The sequence below is a fragment of the Hominiventricola sp. genome (assembly GCF_057604405.1).
The window spans coordinates 1-20,750 of record NZ_DBLYVB010000018.1 but is presented as its reverse complement, the minus strand read 5'-3'; the positions used below and the strand labels follow the sequence as shown (position 1 = coordinate 20,750).

General features: G+C 44.4%; 17 protein-coding genes and 1 rRNA gene. All 18 read right to left on the bottom strand.

The features are described 5' to 3' along the window. Positions 1-69 precede the first annotated feature (69 nt). Complete coding sequence (locus tag ACZMB2_RS10860; RefSeq protein WP_487596767.1) at positions 70-1,680, bottom strand: FAD-dependent oxidoreductase; 1,611 nt, start codon at positions 1,678-1,680, stop codon at positions 70-72. A gap of 14 nt (positions 1,681-1,694) precedes the next feature. Beyond that, positions 1,695-2,369 carry a 2Fe-2S iron-sulfur cluster-binding protein gene (locus tag ACZMB2_RS10855; protein WP_118771381.1) on the bottom strand — a complete coding sequence of 225 codons (675 nt, stop codon included), beginning with the start codon at positions 2,367-2,369 and terminating at the stop codon, positions 1,695-1,697. 16 nt (positions 2,370-2,385) lie between these two features. Further along, the gene (locus ACZMB2_RS10850; RefSeq protein ID WP_487596766.1) at positions 2,386-3,240 is read right to left on the bottom strand and encodes an FAD/NAD(P)-binding protein; all 855 of its coding nucleotides are present in this window, start codon (positions 3,238-3,240) and stop codon (positions 2,386-2,388) included. Then, positions 3,237-4,280 (bottom strand): 4Fe-4S dicluster domain-containing protein, encoded by a 1,044-nt coding sequence (locus ACZMB2_RS10845; protein ID WP_487596765.1) that lies wholly within the window; start codon positions 4,278-4,280, stop codon positions 3,237-3,239. The genes ACZMB2_RS10850 and ACZMB2_RS10845 overlap by 4 nt, the downstream gene beginning before the upstream one ends. Before the next feature lie 3 nt (positions 4,281-4,283). Next, entirely contained in the window at positions 4,284-5,258 is a 975-nt protein-coding gene (locus ACZMB2_RS10840) for a 4Fe-4S dicluster domain-containing protein (protein WP_487596764.1), read from the bottom strand. Continuing rightward, positions 5,246-5,692, bottom strand: a complete 447-nt coding sequence (locus ACZMB2_RS10835; protein WP_117498309.1) for a hydrogenase iron-sulfur subunit — start codon at positions 5,690-5,692, stop codon at positions 5,246-5,248. The genes ACZMB2_RS10840 and ACZMB2_RS10835 overlap by 13 nt, the downstream gene beginning before the upstream one ends. Further along, positions 5,683-7,671, bottom strand: a complete 1,989-nt coding sequence (locus tag ACZMB2_RS10830; RefSeq protein ID WP_487596763.1) for a 4Fe-4S binding protein — start codon at positions 7,669-7,671, stop codon at positions 5,683-5,685. The genes ACZMB2_RS10835 and ACZMB2_RS10830 overlap by 10 nt, the downstream gene beginning before the upstream one ends. Before the next feature lie 4 nt (positions 7,672-7,675). Further along, a complete protein-coding gene (locus tag ACZMB2_RS10825; protein ID WP_308460009.1) occupies positions 7,676-8,065 on the bottom strand; it encodes a 4Fe-4S dicluster domain-containing protein in 390 nt (129 codons plus the stop codon). Continuing rightward, positions 8,062-8,859: a CoB--CoM heterodisulfide reductase iron-sulfur subunit B family protein gene (locus ACZMB2_RS10820; protein ID WP_487596762.1), complete on the bottom strand. Its 798-nt coding sequence runs from the start codon at positions 8,857-8,859 to the stop codon at positions 8,062-8,064. The genes ACZMB2_RS10825 and ACZMB2_RS10820 overlap by 4 nt, the downstream gene beginning before the upstream one ends. 37 nt (positions 8,860-8,896) lie before the next feature. Then, a complete protein-coding gene (locus ACZMB2_RS10815; protein ID WP_487596761.1) occupies positions 8,897-9,844 on the bottom strand; it encodes an L-lactate dehydrogenase in 948 nt (315 codons plus the stop codon). Between the two features lie 221 nt (positions 9,845-10,065). Further along, positions 10,066-10,740 (bottom strand): uracil-DNA glycosylase, encoded by a 675-nt coding sequence (gene ung / locus ACZMB2_RS10810; protein ID WP_487596760.1) that lies wholly within the window; start codon positions 10,738-10,740, stop codon positions 10,066-10,068. 29 nt (positions 10,741-10,769) lie between these two features. Beyond that, positions 10,770-11,531, bottom strand: coding sequence for an imidazole glycerol phosphate synthase subunit HisF (gene hisF / locus ACZMB2_RS10805; RefSeq protein ID WP_487596759.1), 762 nt, complete (start codon positions 11,529-11,531; stop codon positions 10,770-10,772). A 12-nt stretch (positions 11,532-11,543) separates the two neighbouring features. Continuing rightward, complete coding sequence (hisH, locus tag ACZMB2_RS10800) at positions 11,544-12,152, bottom strand: imidazole glycerol phosphate synthase subunit HisH (RefSeq protein ID WP_487596758.1); 609 nt, start codon at positions 12,150-12,152, stop codon at positions 11,544-11,546. 24 nt (positions 12,153-12,176) lie between these two features. After that, positions 12,177-12,644: a hypothetical protein gene (locus tag ACZMB2_RS10795; protein ID WP_487596757.1), complete on the bottom strand. Its 468-nt coding sequence runs from the start codon at positions 12,642-12,644 to the stop codon at positions 12,177-12,179. A gap of 127 nt (positions 12,645-12,771) precedes the next feature. Beyond that, complete coding sequence (locus ACZMB2_RS10790) at positions 12,772-14,139, bottom strand: SH3 domain-containing protein (RefSeq protein ID WP_487596756.1); 1,368 nt, start codon at positions 14,137-14,139, stop codon at positions 12,772-12,774. Between the two features lie 98 nt (positions 14,140-14,237). Beyond that, the gene (locus ACZMB2_RS10785) at positions 14,238-18,086 is read right to left on the bottom strand and encodes an MBG domain-containing protein (RefSeq protein WP_487596755.1); all 3,849 of its coding nucleotides are present in this window, start codon (positions 18,084-18,086) and stop codon (positions 14,238-14,240) included. Positions 18,087-18,096: 10 nt separating this feature from the next. After that, complete coding sequence (locus tag ACZMB2_RS10780; RefSeq protein ID WP_487596754.1) at positions 18,097-20,448, bottom strand: helix-turn-helix transcriptional regulator; 2,352 nt, start codon at positions 20,446-20,448, stop codon at positions 18,097-18,099. A gap of 216 nt (positions 20,449-20,664) precedes the next feature. Continuing rightward, positions 20,665-20,750, bottom strand: a 23S ribosomal RNA gene (locus tag ACZMB2_RS10775); the annotation flags it as partial.

Here is a 20,750-nt window from a genome sequence, read left to right as displayed (position 1 = left end):
TTTTATCTATTGTAACACGGACAGACACAGGATACAAATCCCCGATGTCTGTCCGTTCTATATTAATTCTTACCGCTCATGTCTCGCATAATTCGGCAGAAGCATTGGTGACATTTTTCCTGTATGAATGTCTGCCTGCTCCAATTCATTTTCATAATGATAAATATGATCCAGATTCAGCTTTCCAAGCTCGACATCCTTGCATTTTGCTGCTGCTTTTTTACCCGCATTACGGCCAAATACGATCACATCCAGCAATGAGTTGCCCATCAGTCGGTTGGTTCCATGAATTCCGCCTGCTGCCTCTCCTGCAACCAGAAGGTTCGGGATTTCTTTTGTAAATCCATCTCCATTGATCTCAAGTCCTCCATTCTGATAATGAAGGGTCGGATAGATCACGATCGGCACTTTTCTCATATCAATTCCGTAATTCATATACATACGGAACATGGCCGGGATACGTTTTTCAATCGTTCCTTCTCCTCCAAGGATCTCAATCATCGGAGTATCCAGCCATACACCTTTGAGTCCGCCCGGAACTTCTACACCACGGCCTTCTCTGCACTCCCGGATAACACCGGAAGCATTCACATCACGGGTCTCCAGCGGATGAATATACGCTTCGCCCTCAGCATTGACCAGCTGAGCACCGACAGAACGTACTTTTTCTGTTACCAGTGCACCAAGGATCTGAGAAGGATACACAGCTCCCGTCGGGTGATACTGAATAGAATCCTGATACAGCAATGCTGCACCGGCACGGTATCCTAACACCAGACCATCCGCTGTTGCTCCATAGTGGTTAGAAGTCGGGAAGCCCTGATAATGCATTCTTCCTGCACCACCGGTTGCGATCACGACTGTTTTGGCTCTTGCCACCAGATAATCACCGGTCTCCATATTCTGAAGAACGGCTCCGGCAACTTGTCCTTTTTCATCTTTTAAAAGTTCCACGGCGGAAGTAAATTCAACCACCGGAATTCCCAGGTTCAGAACTTCATCTCTGATGGTACGCATGATCTCAGATCCGGAATAATCCTTTGCTGCGTGCATTCTCTTTCTGGAAGTTCCGCCGCCGTGGGTGGTGATCATCGTTCCATCTGCCTCTTTATCAAACTCAACTCCCAGCTCATTGAGCCACTTGATCGCATCCGGTGCCTCCATAACCAGTCTCTTTACCAGCTCTGGTTTTGCCGCAAAATGTCCGCCGCCAAAACAATCCAGATAGTGCTGCACCGGAGAGTCATTCTCCTTGTCTGCTGCCTGGATTCCGCCTTCTGCCATCATTGTATTGGCATCGCCGATTCTGAGTTTGGTTACGATCATAACGTCTGCGCCTGCGTTATGTGCTTCAATGGCACAGGAAGAACCTGCTCCACCGCCGCCGATTACAAGCACATCCACATCATAATCAATTTTTGTAAGGTCAATCTTTTCATGAATCAGCCGACTCGTGGAATGCAGCATCTCTGCCAATTCCAACGGCGCTTTCTGACCTTTGTTCGGTCCGACCTTAATTTCTGCAAATGCATTGGGATTATAGTCTGGATGGAATTGTTTCAGAAGAGCATCTTTTTCCTCTGCTGTCAGTCGTCTCGGCTCCGTCTTCATACGCTCCGCTCTCGTCGCTTCTACCTTTCTGACCGATTCCATCATATTTTCCGGATATGGTGCATACATGTTTCATGCCCTCCTTATTTCTCGATATCTCTGTTGTTATAAAGTTCCTGCATCTCTGTGAGCGGCTTCTGCATAATCTGCTCAATCAGATCATCATAGGCTCCTTCATGAATTTCTTCCACACGTTTCGTCAGATGCTTTGCTTCCGGAGCAATGTATTTGCCGGTCAGACGTCTCGCCAGAAGTGCCACCATCGGATGAGAGATCTCTGCTGGACAACGTACAGAACAGCAGCCACAGCTGACGCAGTCAAAGGACTCTTCTGCACATTTCTCCAGTTCGCCTCTCTGTGCATAAGCAATATACTGCATAACATTCAGATCCTGGGTACAGGCTTTGGTACAGGCATTACAGCCGATACAGCTGTAAATCTCCGGATAAAGTTCCATCATCACCTGCTGGCCAGGCTTCAGATCATTGATATCATAAGTTCGTTTATCTGTCGGGAAGAAGGGAATGCTTGCCACATACATTCCTTCCTGTACCTGTGTCTGACAGGCCAGACAGGTCTTCAGCTCATTCTTTCCCTTGATTCTGTAAATGGTTGCACAGGCACCGCAGAAACCGTGGCGGCAGCCGCATCCTCTCTTTAATGTATATCCGGCATATTCCATGGCAGTCATAATGGTCAGATCTGCAGGAACACTGTATTTCTTACCGAAGAAATAGACATTTACCATATTTTCCATTTTTGTCATCCTTTCTCTAGTACTCCGCAGGCATCTCATCCAGTTCATCGCAGCGGAATACCGGACCGTCTTTGCACACGTATTTGGTTCCAATATTGCAGCGGCCGCATTTACCAACACCGCATTTCATCCGAAGCTCCAGTGTGGTGTAAACCTGGTCTCTGGAAAATCCAAGTTCTTCCAGTCCTGCAAGTACGAACTTGATCATAATAGGCGGCCCACATACAAGAGCTGTCTTGTCCGTATCAAATCCAATCTCTTTTAAATAGGTCGGAACGAACCCTACATGACCGTCCCAGCCTTCCTGCTCCCGGTCAATCGTCAGATACACATTGACATTCTCCGCTTTCATCCAGACTTCCTGTATTTCCTTTAACTGTACCAGGTCATCTGCCGAACGGGATCCGTATAAGATATCCACAGTTCCATAATCTGCCCGGTTGTCCAGTACGTAATTGATCACAGAACGAAGTGGTGCAAGTCCAATACCTCCGGCAATAAACAGCAGATTTTTACCTTTCAATTGATCCTCAACTGGAAAATGATTGCCATAAGGTCCGCGGACGGTAATCTCATCTCCCACTTCCAGACTGTGCAGCGTCTCTGTCAGGCTTCCGCATTTCTTGATACTAAACTCCTGATATTCTTTATTTGTCGGAGAGGAAGTAATAGAAAACATTCCCTCACTGACTCCTGGTACACACAACATGGCACACTGTCCAGGCATATGTTCAAATAATTTTCCACCCTCCGGAGCATTGACCCGGAACGTCTTTACATCCGGTGTCTCCTGGCGGATATCGGTGATCACTCCAACCTGAGGGATCAGCACATCTTCTGTATAATTTTTATGACAGGTACATTCGCTCATGCCTTTTCTCCCCCTTCTTTTTCAAATGCTTTGATCACTTTTACAATATTCAGGGCAGACGGACATTTTTCCACGCAGCGGCCACAGCCAACACAGGAATACATGCCGTTATTATTTGCAGGGAAATACACCAGCTTATGCATAAAGCGCTGACGAAATCTCTGCATCTGACTGGTACGATTATTGCCGTGTGCCATCATGGTGAAATCGGAATACATGCAGGAATCCCAGCAGCGGAACCTTTTCACCCCATGTCCCGTATCATAATCTTTGATATCATAGCACTGGCAGGTCGGGCATACAAAAGTGCAGGTACCACAAGCCAGACAAGGCTTATAAAGCTCCTCCCACAGTGGAGAGTCAAATCGTTTCTCTGTGGCATTTCCATCCCAGCCTTCCAGCGAAAGATGCGTATATGGAAGCTTTTCCACGATTTCGCGGATGTTATTCTTTTCCTGCTCAATCTTCTGTTCCTCTGATGCATCTGCTTCCGTGAGCAGCACTTTCACCTGTTCTGTGAGCAGCTCCCCTTTTTCCGTCAAAGCCTTCCAGTACAATTCTTCTCCTGCGAACCAGGCCGCCACATCTGCAGCCGGTTCTGCGCAGTCAATACCAAATACTTTGCAAAAACAGCTTTCCTCCGGCTCGTGACAGGCAATTGCCACCATAGTTCCATGTTTTCTTCTCGCTGCATAGAAACTATCCACCGGTTCTGCTAAAAATACCTGATCCAGTACCTTCACACCCTGTACATCACAGGCTCTCATGCCAAATACCGTAAATTTCTGCTCTTTTAACGCTTCCGGCTCTACTTTCAGCTTCCGGCCTTCCCGCTCACAGGTATAGAGATTTTCACTCTGGGGGAAGAAAATATCTTTCGGAGACTTTACGCTTTTTAATGTATCTATATCTACCTCGGCATCCTCAGACCAAGGACCAAAATTCACTTTTCCGGCAGATTTTACCGGTACATACAATTCCTGTTCTGCTGCAATGGCACGGAATAATGCCGTCAGATTTTCTTTTTTAATCTTATACATCCATTATCCCCTTTCTCCCACAATGCTGGGTTCCACATCATCAAATGTATAATTGGTCAGCGGACCTTTGCTGTCAGTATCTTCACCGGCCTGGTATTCGCCGTAAAACTGATCAATATCTTTGATAAATTTCCGATTGAACAGGTGAAGCGGAATTCCCTGGGGACAGACACGGCTGCACTCTCCACAGTCCGTACACCGGCCTGCCACATGGAAGGCACGGATAATGTGAAACATCTTTTCTTCAAAAGAATCACTGTTTGCTTTCTGGGCACTGTCAAATTTTGTGCTGTCAAACACACATTTTCTGCAGCTGCAGGCAGGACAGACATTTCGGCAGGCATTGCAGCGGATACATTTGCTCAGCTCTTTTTGGAAAAATGCAAATCTCTCTTCCGGGCTCATAGCCTCGATCATCTCTACCTCTGCAAAACGGTCTGCATCCTTGGTCTCTCTGGACTCACCGATCAGTTCATCGTAAATCTTGTGCTCTTTTCCTTTGCACACATGACAGCGGGATAACATGGCATCCTTATATTCTACTGTCTTCTCTCCATACAGGGTTTCCACCGTCAGTGTGTCTGCCTCATTTTCAATCTGGGCACCTTTGATATCTGTGATTCCCTTGATGCCTGTCTCGCGGATCTTTTCGATATCAAGCTTTCCTCTGCAGCCCACACCAATCATATATGCTTTTTCACGATCTACTCTGTGTTCTTTTATCAACTGGTTAAAACTATAGGTATCACACGGCTTCAGGCAGACCAGTGTCTTTCCGTCTAATTTAGATGCCTCAATCATATATTTACTTAAATTCGCTCCGCAGAATCCGTCGTAAACAAACTCTTTCAGACTTTCTTCGGTCTCAAAATATGCCGGCTCCGGATTCCAGGGCATATCTCCGGCTTTCCAGCCAAGCACTCTTGCCACGGTTCCATCGGCAAGCAGCTCTTTTGCCCTCTTTATCAGTTCCTGCATCGTAAATCCTCCAATCTCACATTTCTGCCAAGAGATGTGATCTTCTCTACAAATTCATTCATCGTCTGTGAGAATTTTACACCCTCTGCTGCAGATACCCATTCTACACGGGTACGGCCATTTTCCACTCCGATAAAATCAAGCATGGAAAACAGTAACGTCATACGGCGTCTTGCATAGAAGTTACCAGTTGAATAATGGCAGTCTCCCGGATGACAGCCGCACAGGATCACTCCATCTGCTCCTTTTTCAAAAGCACGGAGAATAAACATCGGATTTACACGGCAGGAACAGGGAACGCGGATGATCTTTACATCTGCCGGATAGGAAAGTCTGCTGCTTCCTGCCAGATCAGCGCCTGCATAACTGCACCAGTTACAGCAGAACGCAACAATCTTAGGTCTGAATGTTGTTTCGTTGTTTTCTATCGACATATTGCATCTACCTCCGCGATAATCTGTCTGTTGGAGAATCCTTTCAGATCCATGGCTCCGGACGGACATGCAACTGTACATGCACCACAGCCCTGACAAAGTGCTCCATTCACCACTGCCACTCTTCTGGTCTCACGGATACCATGATCATTGACCTGATGATCCTCGTAGGAAATAGCTCCATACGGGCATACATTGGCGCAGGTCGAACATCCATTACATAAGAGTTCATCGGACTGTGCCGTACACGGATTGGTGGTCAGTTTATCTTTCGCAAGCAATCCGATGACTTTGACTGCGGCAGCGCCTGCCTGTGCGACGGTCTCCGGAATATCCTTTGGTCCCTGACACACACCGGACAGGAAGATTCCTGCGGTCGGTGACTCTACCGGACGAAGCTTTGCATGGGCTTCTGTCAGAAAATTATTGGTATCAATGCTGGCGGTCAGCATGGTTGCAATCTTTCTCACATCCGGATTTGGTTCTATGGCAGCTGCCAGAACGACCATATCAGCTTCTTTTTTGATCTGCTTATTGTCCAGAAGGTCCACTCCCTGCACCAGAAGCTTTCCATCCGGCTGCGGAATTACTTTTCCTACCTGTCCTTTGATATAATTCACACCATACTGCTCTACCGCTCTTCTGTAGAACTCATCAAAATTCTTACCAGGTGTACGTACATCAATGTAAAATACCGTCACATTGACATCCGGATATTTATCACGGATCAGCATGGCATGCTTAGCGGTATACATACAACAGATCTTGGAGCAGTAGCTCTTTCCTCTGTCGTCTGCACAACGGCTTCCAACACACTGGATGAATACCATCTCTTTCGGTGCCTTTCCGTCAGACAAACGTTCCAGATGTCCTTTGGTTGGTCCGGCAGCATTCATGATCCGCTCCAGTTCCAGAGAGGTGATAACATCTTTACTCTGGCTGTATGCATATTCATCATAATTGTCAAGTTTGATCACATCAAAACCGGTAGCAACTACAATTGCGCCGTATTTCTGCGTAATAATCTCATCCTGCTGGTCATAGTCAATGGCTCCGGCCTGACATACTTTTGAACAGACACCACATTTTCCGGTTTTAAATTTGATACAGTTTTCACGATCAATGACCGGCACATTAGGGATTGCCTGTGCAAATGGAGTGTAGATCGCTGTGCGGTTTCCCAGTCCCCTGTTAAATTCACTCGGGATCTTCTTGGACGGGCATTTTTCCTGACAGACACCACACCCGGTACACTTATCCATGTCCACGCTTCTTGCTTTTTTCCGGATATCTACTGTAAAATCACCAACAAATCCACTCACTTTTTCTACTTCACTATATGTATAAATGGTGATCTTTTCATTGGATGCTGCATCCACCATCTTAGGAGTAAGAATACATGCAGAACAGTCCAGAGTCGGGAAAGTTTTATCAAGCTGCGACATTCTTCCTCCGATACTCGGTGTCTTCTCCACAATATCCACCTCATAACCTGCATCTGCAATGTCAAGGGCTGTCTGGATACCGGCGATACCGCCTCCGATGACCAGGGCTCTCTTAGTGACCTGACTCTCTCCCGGTGTCAGCGGTGCATTCAAATTGACTTTTGCAATGGCAGCACGCGCCAGAATCACTGCCTTCTTGGTTGCCTCTTCCATATCCTTATGGATCCAGGAACAATGCTCACGGATGTTGGCAATCTCTACCATATACGGGTTTAAGCCCGCTTTCTTTGCTGCATTTCTGAAAGTAGTCTCATGCATACGGGGTGAGCAGGAACAGACCACCATACCCGTCAGATTTTTTTCCTTAATCGCTGCTGCAATCTTTGCCTGACCAGCTTCAGAACACATATACTGATAGTCCTCTGCATGAACCACTCCCGGCTCCTGAAGCACCATCTCTACCACTTTTTTCACATCTACCGTTGCAGCGATATTACTACCGCAATGACAGACAAATACTCCGATTCTCTGCATCGGGTCACCTCCTGTATCTTCTGAATGCACTGACCAGAAGCTGCTGCGGCAGTTCTTCATCCAGCAATTCCGGAATCTCATCTGCAGTCAGATAATTCTGTCCACGCTGTCGAACCACCAGCTGCCTTGCCGCATCGATCAGTTTTCCAGGTTTCACATCTCTTGGACAACGCTCCACACACGCAAAACAGGAAAGACATTTCCACAGAGATTCAGACTGTACCAATGCTTCAATATTTTCATTCTGCACATAGGACACAAACTGATGCGGTTTGATATCCATCTCGTCAAATGCCGGGCAGGATGCTGAACATTTTCCGCATTTCATACACTTCAGCGGATTCACACCGCTGATTTCCTTGATCTTTTCAGCCTGTGAGCTCACTGTATTCATGCGTTGTCCACCTCCTCTTTCACACCTAGTGCCTCTGCCAGAAGCTCAGTAAAATAATAAACAGGAAGATTGCCCACGGTATTCTTTTTCAAATTGTACATACACAGCGGACAGGCGGTGATCAGCATATCTGCACCGAAACCATCTGCACTTTCCACAATCTTATTGCACATATTCTTTGCCATCTCTTTTTCTTTCAGTGAGATATAGCCACCACAGCACTCGTTCCGATAAGGATAGATGACCGGCTCTGCTCCCAGTGCCCGGATAAAATCTTCCATGATCTTCGGATTTTCCGGATTGTCAAATTCCAGAACTTTTCCAGGACGGAGCAGCAGACAGCCATAATAAGCGCCTATTTTTTTGCCTGTCAGCGGATGGGTCACTTTTTCTTTGATCGCATCGAATCCGACCCGGTCACGGAGTACTTCCAGATAGTGGAGCACATTAGTCTCTCCCTTATAGGGCTCTTCCAGCTTCAGATAGTTGTTGGCCCTGGTCTGAATATCCTCCACATGCTTCATATCATCGTTGACTCTCTTCAACACATGATGGCAGGCGGAACAGACGGTGATCAGTTCCTGTCCTTTTTCTTTGGCAGCCTGAAGTGCACGGATGGATGCAAGCTTGGTTGCGATCTCATCGCTGCCCAGCGGATATACACCGCCGCAGCACTGCCAGTCTTCGATCTCTTCCATCTCAAATCCAAGAGCCTCCGCAGAAGCTCTTGCATAAGCGTCAAGATCTCTGGCTTTGTTCTTCAGAGTACAGCCCGGATAATAACTGTATTTCATAGCCTGATGATCCTTTCTTTGTCTCGTAAAAATAATTTTACAGGTTGATCTGTGCGATCACAGATTTCAGTGCTTCTGCACTGGCCTGAAGTTTTTCAGTCTCTTCTTTGTTCATTCGCATGGGAATCTTACCGCTGATACCCTTCGGTCCAACCAGCGTCAGTGTACTTAAGCAAACGTCTTCCACGCCATACTCGCCATGCATCATGGAAGATACCGTCACAACGGTCTCTGAAGATGCCAGTAAGGTCTTGCAAAGCTGGCATACCGATCTGGATACCGCATAGAAGGTAGCTCCCTTCTTCGCGATCACGATACCACCGGATTTTCGTACATATTCGATCATTTCATCTTTATCAATCGGTTTTATATCTTTTCCCATACGCTGAGCAACATTTACATACTCATCTACATGAATGCCGGAAACGTATACACCTGTCCAGGGAATAAAAGAAGTATCGCCATGCTCACCAAATACATAGGCATGAATATTTTTTTGAGCCACCTGAAGCTTTTCAGATAATCCACAGCGAAGTCTTGCCGTATCAAGAATCGTACCAGAACCAATGATCTGACGTTCAGGCAGACCGGAAATCTTCGTGAATACATAAGTCATAATATCTACCGGGTTGCTCACAATCACATACAGTGCATTCGGCGCCTCTTTTACGATCTGCGGTGTAATGCTCTTCAGAATGTTCACATTGGTCTGGGCCAGATCAATACGGGTTTGCCCCGGCTTTCTAGCGATTCCGGAAGTGATGATCACAATGTCAGAATCCTTCGCATCCGGATAATCTCCTGCAATGATAGAGATCGGCTCTCTAAAGCAGGTTCCCTGCTCAATGTCCATAACCTCTCCCTCTGCTTTTTCTCTGTTAATGTCGATCATAACAATTTCTGATGCCAGCTCTTCCTGTGACAGAGAATATGCAATGGTGGATCCTACACTTCCAGCCCCAATAATGGTAATTTTTCTGCTCATACGGTCTCCTTTCGTCTGCCCTATACTTGTTATTTATTTAACAACATGATGCAAAAAAAATGTCCGATATCTGATCGGCTCATTGTTAATAAAATAACATAACGTTAATTTTTTATCAATAGTAATTTTATGCCTTATATATGCCTTTTTGTTATATTTTTATACAAAAAAGAAATCAACCTGTATATTTCTATACAAATTGATTTCCTGTTTTTCATAGTTTATCGATTTTCAATCTGCCAGTCAATGGGTTTTAGTCCATGGGCTTTCAGAAATTCATTGGCTTTGCTGAAGTGCTTACATCCAAAAAATCCGCGGTAAGCAGATAAGGGACTTGGGTGCGGTGCCTCCAGAATCAGATGCTTCGGATTATTGAGCATGGACTTTTTCAGCTGTGCTGGTCTTCCCCAGAGCATGAATACGATAGGGCGGTCCTGCTCATTAAGCACCCGGATAGCCGCATCTGTAAATTCTTCCCAACCGATGCCTCGATGCGAATTAGCCTGATGCGCGCGCACCGTAAGTACTGTGTTCAGCAGCATAACACCTTCTCTGGCCCATTTTTCCAGATAGCCATTATTCGGAATATAACATCCACAATCATCCTGTAATTCCTTATAAATATTGACCAGCGAAGGTGGAATCTCCACATCCGGCTTCACGGAAAAGCAAAGTCCATGGGCCTGTCCATTGTTATGATATGGATCCTGTCCCAGAATCACAACCTTTACATCCTTCAATGGAGTAAATGCGAATGCATTGAAAATATCATCTGCGGGCGGAAAGATTTGGTGAGTGCTATACTCCTCCTTCACAGTCTTATATAATTTCGCATAATACGGCTTTTTAAATTCCGGACTCAACGGTTCCAGCCAGTCATTGGATATGGCAGACATATTTTTTCCTCCAGATTCTTGTAACTATTTTATAAACGTACTGGAAGTCCGGCATTTTGTAAATACTCTTTTACCTGACGAATTTCCAATTCTTTGTAATGGAACAGAGATGCTGCCAGTGCCGCATCTGCCTTTCCATCGGTCAGTGCTTCCTTAAAATGCTCCAGCGTGCCTGCTCCGCCCGATGCAATTACCGGCACCGGCACATGTTCCGCAATGGTTCTGGTCAGTTCAATATCATAGCCTGCCTTTGTTCCATCACAGTCCATGCTCGTCAGCAGAATCTCTCCGGCTCCCAGCTCGCAAACCTTCATGGCCCACTCTACCGCATCAATTCCAACATCCACTCTGCCGCCATTTTTGTAAATATTCCATCCGCTTCCGTCTTCTCTTCTCTTGGCATCAATCGCCACAACAACACACTGACTTCCAAATTTATCTGCGGCTTCACTGATTAACTCCGGTCTTGCAATCGCTGCGGAATTAACAGAAATCTTATCTGCTCCCTCTCTTAACAGTGCCCGAAAATCCTCAACGGTGCGGATACCGCCGCCTACCGTAAAAGGAATAAATACATTTTCAGCCACTTTGCGGACCATATCCACCACAGTATTTCTCTGATCAGAAGATGCCGTAATATCCAAAAAAACCACTTCATCTGCTCCGGCTTTGTCATAAGCCGCCGCAACTGCCACCGGGTCTCCGGCATCTCTCAAATTAACGAAATTCACACCCTTTACCACACGTCCGTTATTTACATCCAGACAGGGAATAATTCTCTTTGTTAACATGGGTCATTCCTCCTATGAAAGCTCTGCGAAATTTTTCAGTATCTGAAGTCCAAGATCACCGCTTTTCTCCGGATGGAACTGACAGGCAAACACATTATCCTTTTCCACAGAAGCATGAATCTTCACACTATACTCCGTTGTTGCCTTCACGGTTTCCTCTTCTTCCGCTTTCAGATAGTAAGAATGCACAAAATAAACATACGGATTTTGTTCAATTCCACGAAACAGTCTGCCATCATTCTGTAAATGAAGGGAATTCCAACCCATATGTGGGATTTTTAATCCTTCCTGCTCCGGAATTTTTAAAATCTTTCCCTTTAAAACTCCAAGACCTTCTACGCCAGGAGTCTCTTCACTGGACTCATACAGAAGCTGCAGTCCCAGGCAGATTCCAAGAAATGGCTTTTTTTCCGCTACCACGTCCTTGATAACCTCTACCAAGTTATACTCCCGAAGATGTGCCATGGCATCTCCAAAAGAACCAACCCCAGGCAAAATCACCTTGTCTGCATTCATAATCCGTTCCCGGTCTCTGGTAATCCAGACTTCCTGGCCTAGCTTTGCCATTGCCTTTTCCACACTTCGGATATTGCCTGCATCATAATCAATAATCGCAATCATCGTGTGTCCTCCTCATCCGTCATTTTATTTTGCAAAAAGAGTTACAGGATTTTCTTTTACTGCTGTTCCACGATCTGCAATCTCTGCAGAAAGCTGTGGAAACTTTTCACTGACACGGATATAACGTGCTTTTTGATTAAAATATACGGTCTTTTCAAATGGGAAGCGAATCAGCTGCGGATGTGCAAAACCGACACCCAATTCCAGCACGCATAATTTCTGATTCAGCGTAAAGGACAGCCAATGGAGATATTTGTCCCAACTTTCCTGATTATCCGGTTCTTCCAACGGTGCCGTAATCTGCTCTTTTAAAATTCCTGCTTTTTCCAGTCCTTCCCGGTCTTTTAATGTTACAATAAAATAGTCTTTATGTTTCAGAAGTTCAGTCAATGCCTCATAAAATCCAGTCAAATCACCATTCAGATCTTCTCCCAAACCGATCAGCACCAGACTGGCATCTTTTACTTCTTCTTTGATCTCTTCGTATGTCACGGTTCTGTTTGTCTCCTGTCGATACATTTATTTGTCTAGTATAACACGGACTTGGTTCCTTGAACACCCGGTTTTATATAAAAAGAGCCCCGGAAATTGTTCCGAGGCTATTCTTACTATTTCATTTTTAATTGAGCAGGTCAGACCGGATGTAGCCGGTAGCGGATGTTCCATTGTATGTGAAGGAAATTTTGCTCCATTTCTTACCGTCTGCTCCGGTATTTTCCGATACAACACTGACCTGGGTTCCAGAAGGCAGCTTGGCTGCAATTCCTGCAGTTGTCGTTGCTGCAGCTCTAACATTTGCCACAGCCGGACGCACCTTCATGGTCTTTCCGGAACTCTGGGAAGCATTGTTCTGTGTCTGTGACGTAGATGATGTATTGGAAGAGTTCTGGCTCTTAGACAGTACATCAGAATGGACATAGCCATGAACGGTCTGTCCATTCATAGTGAAGGAAATCTTCGTCCACTGTTTTCCGTCATCGCCTTTTTTCTCTTTCTTATATTTTACCTTGTCACCCTGCAGAAGATTAGCTACTACACTGTCAGAATCAGAAGCGGTCTTCCGAACCCGTACTGCTGATACATTCACATAGCGATAATCTGTATCATCGCTGGAAGTACCGGTATTTGTTCCGGCTGCAGAGCTGTCCTTTGTCAGATATTCTGCACTCACATATCCCTGATATTCCGTACCATTGATAGTAAATGATATCTTGATCCAGGGCTTTCCGTCACTTCCTTTTTTTTCTTTAATATAAGATCCTTTATCACCCTTCAAAAGATTGGCCACTACAGTCTCTGAAGTAGATGGCTGCTTTCTCACACGGACTGCAGTTGCCGTCACATAAAGAGTATCTCCCTCTTTATAAGACGTACTGCTGGTGTTGTTCGCATTTGTATTATCAGTTGCAGTACCGGCGGGCTGATCCTTTGTCAGAAGATCGGCACGGATATATCCCTGTACTTTAGATCCTTTGAACGTGCAGGATACTTTCATCCACTCCTTGCCATCGTCACCCGTTTTAGATTTTTTCGGGTGTACTTCGCTTCCTTTCGTCAGGCCTGCTACCACTTCACCATTTAAAGATGCTCGGTCTCTTACCCGCACGGAAGATGCTTTTACATATAATTTATCTGCATCCACCAGCTTAGATGTACTGCTGCTCGAAGATGTGGTATTGGATGTATCTCCTGCCACATTCAAAAGATCCGCACGCACGTAACCTTTTTTATTTGCTCCATTATAGGTACAGGAAATCTGATACCATTTGAGGCCATCGGTTCCTTTCGTGTCTGACTGGATCGTCACTTTCGTTCCCTGCGATAACTTACATACAATGGAGGATGAAGTTGACGCACTGGAACGCACATTCAGTACTCTGTTTTTTACGGTTCCGCTGCCCGCTGCCATACTCTGAAACACCGGTACGGTCAGCAGAATACATAAAAGTCCCAGCAGAAACCAGCTTTTTCTTATTCTCATTTTCATAACGTTCCCCTCCGTTACTATTCTATCAGTAGTCTTAGGATAGAACATATCTTCGATTTGGGCAAGCGTTTTTCAGAAAATTAAGAAATATTCAGAAATTAAAATTTCCGTTTTCTTCGCAGCATCGTTGCAAGCGCTGCCAGTGAAATCAGGAATAATACGCCATATCCTGTTACCTGCGTCTGATCGCCGGTTGCAGCTGCGGATACTCCATTGGCTGCAGCTGTTGTTTCTGCTGCTGCCGTTTCAGCCTCATTTGCAGACGATCCGGATTTATGGTGTTTCTTCTTATCTGTTTTTGACGCTGTCTTCGTCACATCTTTATAAGCAACTGCATAATCAGAGAACTTGTCCGATTCAAATTTATAAGTTTTCGTATCTGCCAGATAGGTTCCATCGATGATTTCCACAGTTCCCTCATGGTTCCGTAACAGTCGATAGGTACGGTCCGTATTTTTATTGGCAGCTGCCAGACTCTCGGATACCTGGATAGCCAACGCAATTTTCTCTCCTGTCTCATGTACCGGCTGTGCTTCCCCACGGACACCATTGACGATCAGATATTTATAAATGCTGATGTCCAGATACTGGCCAATAGTATAATCACCTGCTACCTTCTGGAATTGTGCTTTCGATGACTCACTGATGCTGGACGTAATCTCCTTTACAGTAAATACCAGTTCCATGGAAGCCCCATTTACCAACTGTACCAGTTCTTCCGATGTGATGGTTCCATTTTTCATCAGCATTTTGAGAAGTTCTGTTTCACTGACATCCGCCGTTATGGAACCAATGCCTTCCCCTGCTTCTGTCTTCAGGCTCACACTGCCTTTTCCAAGTTCCAGTGTCTCATCGGCTGCTGCCGGAATGATGGTAAATACTCCTTTTTCAAATGTCAGATCATAATTCAAATTGGCATTTTCCTGCTGTTCCGCGGTGATCTCATAGGTTCCCACTTTGTCACCAGCAGCTCTCTTTACTGTAATCTCTTTCAGGCTGTCACCAGGAATCAGTCCTTCTGCAGTCCAGGTAAGTTCCGGATCTTCTGCACCGTGAACCTTATATGCGCTGTCCGGAGTTACCGTAGCTTTCTTCGGAAGAATCGTTACTTCCAAATGCTGTGCTTCCGTTTCTCCATGTTTCTCTCCCATATAGGCTTTATAAGAAATCGTATAAGTACCTGCAACAGATGCCGTTGGCAGTTCTTCCTGCCATTCGCCATCATTTACCTTGTACATCATGGTTCCTTCTGCAGTCGGCTGCTGTGTTATCAAAGCCTGGGCCTTGCCATTGTAAATTAAGCCTGACACTGCTTCCGGAGCAGTTACCGGATGATGGCTGACAGTCAGTTGATAGCTTACCTGGGTTTCCTTGTAAAACTCTGTCTCTTTTGCTTTTATAATAATCTGCACAATTCCAGGCTTATGTGCGGTGATGACTCCTGTGACTGCATCTACAGATGCAATTTCCGGATCGCTGCTCTCGTAAGAAATTGTCGTTTCTGCCTTTGCTTCGCGCGCTTCCAGAGTATCATTACAGTATGCTGTTCTGTCAGAACAATCTGTATTGATCGTCTGATCCAGAAGCGTTACTTCCGGATACACGATGGTAAATGTAAATGAATCTCCATCTTCACTTGCACCTTGTCCTTCCTTCACCACAATCTTTGCAAAATTGTTTAAATATTCTTCCGTATAATTTGGAAAAGTATTTAAATCTTTCCAGGAATAAACCTTCATAGCATCCGGCTGGAACTGATTGTCAAAAAAGTAGTCTGGCGCATAAACATCATATAAATGAATCGTCACTGTCAGTTCCGGTGTATCACCTGCAGTCCATTTTTTATTTTCCTTATCCGCATATCCGCTCCAAACAGACGATTTACTCAAATATTTAGAACCATTTGCCCGAAAATATTCTTTCATATCTACTTCTTGCTGCAGCGCCGGTTCCTTTCCTACCGCTATAGTTCCATCGGCTGTCACACGCTCTGCAACGCTGATATAAGTTCCATTATATGCTTTGTAAATTTTCAACCTGAATTGATCATTCTTTGAATCCATCAACTGCAGTTTCTTAAGTGCATCTGTCTCTGTACCTTCTTTTACCTCCAGTACATAACCCCACTTTTCTGGGTTTTCTATATTGAATTGAAGTGTTCCTTCTCCAGTGAGCGTTCCCTCTACAAGACTTGGACTATTTTTTACAGGAGTAATTGTATTCTCACCGATTAATGTCAAATTCTTCGTGTAGACTCTGCCTTTAATACTTGTATTCGTAAGTGTCAGATTTTCCACATTATTAACCGAATCATACAACTCTGAATTTTCTAATTCTATATTTTTTATTGGCTTAGATTTATCCTGAATCGTTCCCTTACAGTTCTTCACCACCAATTTCCCATCATAGGATGTGGAATAATCGCTCAAAGCAAACCTATTTAGTGTAAGATTTTCCAGCGTAACTGTGACATCGGCACTGTCCTCGCCAATCCAAGAATAATTGGTCTGTCCAAGGCTGTAAGTCTCTCCATCCTGACTTTTTACTGTGGCGCTTTTCTTAAATTCAGCACTTCCAGTATAATCACTCAATAAAATGATGGTTCCATTTGCTTTGATATTTTCTGCTGCTATTCTCAAACTCTTTAAAGGAGCTGCTTTTTCATTTCCAATATAATCATTGCTTCCCATCGTCTGGTCTACATAAAGAATGTCGTATTCTTTTGGAGCTACCTCACCTGTTGCATCGATACTTCCATTTGATCCATCCAGCCGTTGCATTTTATAGCCGGTCTGCATAGACAAAGTAAGTTTCAACGCTCCAGATTTTGTTAATGTTGGATTTGCTGCACCGTTATAGATTTCATACGAATTTTTATATATCCATTTAAATTTAAATACTTTAGCCAGCTCTACTCCATCAATCAAATTTCCTACCATTGGTGTAATGGTCTGTCCTACTTCCATATTAGAAGGTAATGAAACGGTTGCCTCTTTTTTCAAGTCATCTAAGATGTTAATACAATAATCAGTACCTGCCTTTTTTCCTTCTAACATGGCAGCTGATACTTTTCCATAACTGATATAGGTTTCTTGCATGGCTGTAAATCGTCCAGAGCCGGACATTTCTGCAGTCCAAAAACACTCTCCTTTTCCTGATACCGTCACCGTTCCATTGTTAGTAACAATTCCCTTAACAACAGCCTTTGACAGAAAAGCAGAAGGCTTTACTTCAAACGTTCCGCCAGCTTCTATCGTCAGTCCGCCAGTTTCAAATGTTTCTTGATAAACGCTCCATGTAAACGTTGCATCCGCTTTAACTACAATTGCTTTATCTGTCTCAATGCTATCCATATATCGAATGTTTCCATTAATATAAATTTTGTCTACATTATTATTCTTCAAAGCATTTGCTAATTCTTTATCCGTAATAACTGTTTGTTCTTTCTCCTCTGCCAACAACGCAATCACATTTTCGCCCACCGGCTCTGCTGCAAGTGTACTTATAGCCGCTTCCTCTGCTTCCGCAGTCTCAACGTTCTCCGTCCCTGGTACTGTCTGCTCCGACGCTGTTGGATCTTCCGTCACAGATGCTTCTTCCGGAGTTATTGTGTCTTCTGTTTCCTCCTCCACAGTTGCTTCTTCGTCTGCTGCTTCTCCCGGTTCTTCCAGATCCGCATCCGGATTCTCTGAATCGGTTTCCTCCGGTGTTACGATTTCTTCCGTTGTTTCCGCCGCGTCAGATTTTTCTTTCGATTCTGTCTGTTCAGACTGTTCTTTCTCCGACACTTCTTCCTCCGACACTTCCGGTTCTACGCTCTCTGCTTCTGTCTCTTCCGCCACCTCTTCCTGCACAAAAGGCTCCTCGCCCTCTGCTCGAACCGCGCCAGGCAACGCGTTGAACACCAGACAACATGCAATTCCAAGACTCAATATTCGTTTCTTCATTGGTTCCCTCCTAAATCAACTTTCGCTTTTTTGCTTCTGTAATTGCCGCAGCTTTATTTTTTACTCCCAGTTTCCGATAAGTTTCCCTGCAATGATATTTCACCGTCGCTTCGGATAATTTCAGCTTTTCCGCAATATCTGCCGCTGACAATCCTTCCGACTGCATTTTTAATATCTGAAGTGCATTTTCACTTAACGAAATCTTCGCTTCCTGATCATCCGTCAAGTACGCAGGATATGCCTTCCACATCTGAAAACACTCGTCACATACTTGACGTTGATATTCTTTGTCTTTCCACACGAATGTCTCTGATTTCATCAGCGGATAGAGGATTGACCCTTCCCTGCTGAAAATCCGTACAAAATGATAAGTTTCCGCTTGACTGATGCAGGTCTGCAATGTTTCTTTCCATGCTTCCTGTCCCATGCGATATTGCACAATTGCCAGTAGAAATTTTGCTTCCATGGAAATATAGTTTCGATTCATTTTCTCTGCATAAAATAGAATCTGCTGCAATAATCCATAGGCTGCTCCATATTTTTCCATTTGAAGATAGACCCTCACTTTGGTTAAATACTGGAACCGGTCCATCATGCAAAATTCTTTGTGTTCGTCCGGTGCCTTTTCCAGCCAATCAGAAATATCCTTGCCCTCATATAAATGAACCCGGCACAGGAATGCATCGATGTTAGGCAGCAAATTGGGATTTTCTTTCTGTGCTCGTTCCCGAAAGCTCATCAGAACCGATTCAGCGCTCTCTGCATCCTTTTTCAGAATCGACATCCATGCCAGAATTCCCAGTCCCACAAACACCAATTCCAGCCTGCCTACACTGTCTGCTTCCATTTTTCCTTTTTCCGCATAGGAAAAGATTTTGAAAATGTCCTCTCCTTTTTCCAGATAACATTCTGCCATTGCAATAGACAGCAACCCTTTTCCGCTCTTTCCAAGTACAAACTCGAATTTCTGTCCAGGCTCTATCGCTAAATTTCTATCTGCTTTTACCCAATTGCAAAAATCTTTTTCTCCATTTAAGACAGATGGCATATTTCCCGTTACCGAGATTTCCGGTAATTCAATCTTTCTTTCACGAATCAGTTTTTCCGCACGATTCAAGATTTCTTCCATATTTTCGGTATCCCTATGAGGTAACGTAAGCTGCAGATCCACCAATCTGCTCATGGCTTCTTTTCTCGCGCCTCCGGTGGCAGAAGCTAAATAGGCCTCCAGTTTTCCATACCACCGTTCGCTTTCCTCTTCATTCATGAGAATCGAATGCAGCAGACTCATTCCAGCCATCAGCGCCGGATTGTTTTCAATCATTTGTTCCGGCAATTCCAGGTAATATTTTCGAAGTTCATAATAATGGCCATTGGATGGGTCTTTTCTTGTATTGGATACCAGCAGCCGTGAAATACTTTCCATATCATGATACTGTTCATACATGAAAAGCGCCTCCGGAATCCGATCCTCTAATTCATAATATAGTCCTGCTGTATAATACAGACGATTAATCTGTTCTGTCGTCCTCTTTCTCCGAAGCCGCTGCTGCATGGATTTTCTCATTTCCCATCTGCATTTCCAAATTCCACCATTTCCACGGATGTCAAAGAAATTTCCAAGTTCCTCTGCTTGAAAAATGAGTTTTTCCACATCATTTCTTCCTGTAAGCATGGCGGCCATACCCACTGTAAATGTCTCCACAACAGAAACACTCATAAAGAAATCCTGTAGTTCTGCGCTCCACTGATCATATATATGAGTTTCAATATAATCCCATTCCCGTTTCTGTGTCTGTTCCAGATCTCCTTTTTCCATGGCAAAAAACAGCAACGACAAAGGATTTCCTCTTCCCAAATTCCATGCTTCTTCTTGAAGCTCATCTGACAAATGCAAGTCATACTGTTCTACATATCGTTTCTGTTCTTCCAGAGAAAATAAAAAATCGTCTTCTTCGATTTCCGCAAATATATATTTCGTACGCAGCGGAAGCAGCCACCTTGGAAACGGACATCTGGCAATCAGAATCAGCCATACTTGTTCCATTTTCAGTAGTTCCTGAATCTTGTCGTAGTACGCTTCCCTCGAATCCGTATCTGTCACACTCTGTAAATCATCGATCACTACGATCTGTTCTGTTGCACGTTCTTTCACCTGAATCTGGTCTGCATCTGTTTTCTCTGCGCTATAATACAAATACTGCTTCTGATGAAGACTATTCTGAATCAATGCTGTTTTTCCAACCCCAGTCACACCATAAAGATATAGCGGTGTACGTAATTTTCTGGCTGATCGAAACTTATGCGCTGCTTTCTGCGGACAAATATATTTTGTATTCACGTCCTTTATACTTTTAGACATCTAATTCCTCCAAAAAGCCATTGAAACTATCCTAACTACGATTATAACAAATTGAGCTTTTAATGGAACTATCCGAAAGATTAGTCTAATGTGTAAATCTTAATTTCCTATACAACAAAAAGACCATCACTTTCGTGATGGTCTCTCTATCGTTGTACCTTCAAAACTGCATACAGTTAATACTTTTTTCTTTCCAAAACCTACACCTTAAACCTCTTGGTTAAGCCCTCGACCTATTAGTAACAGTCAGCTTCACGCATTACTGCGCTTCCACCTCTGCCCTATCTACCTCGTCGTCTTCA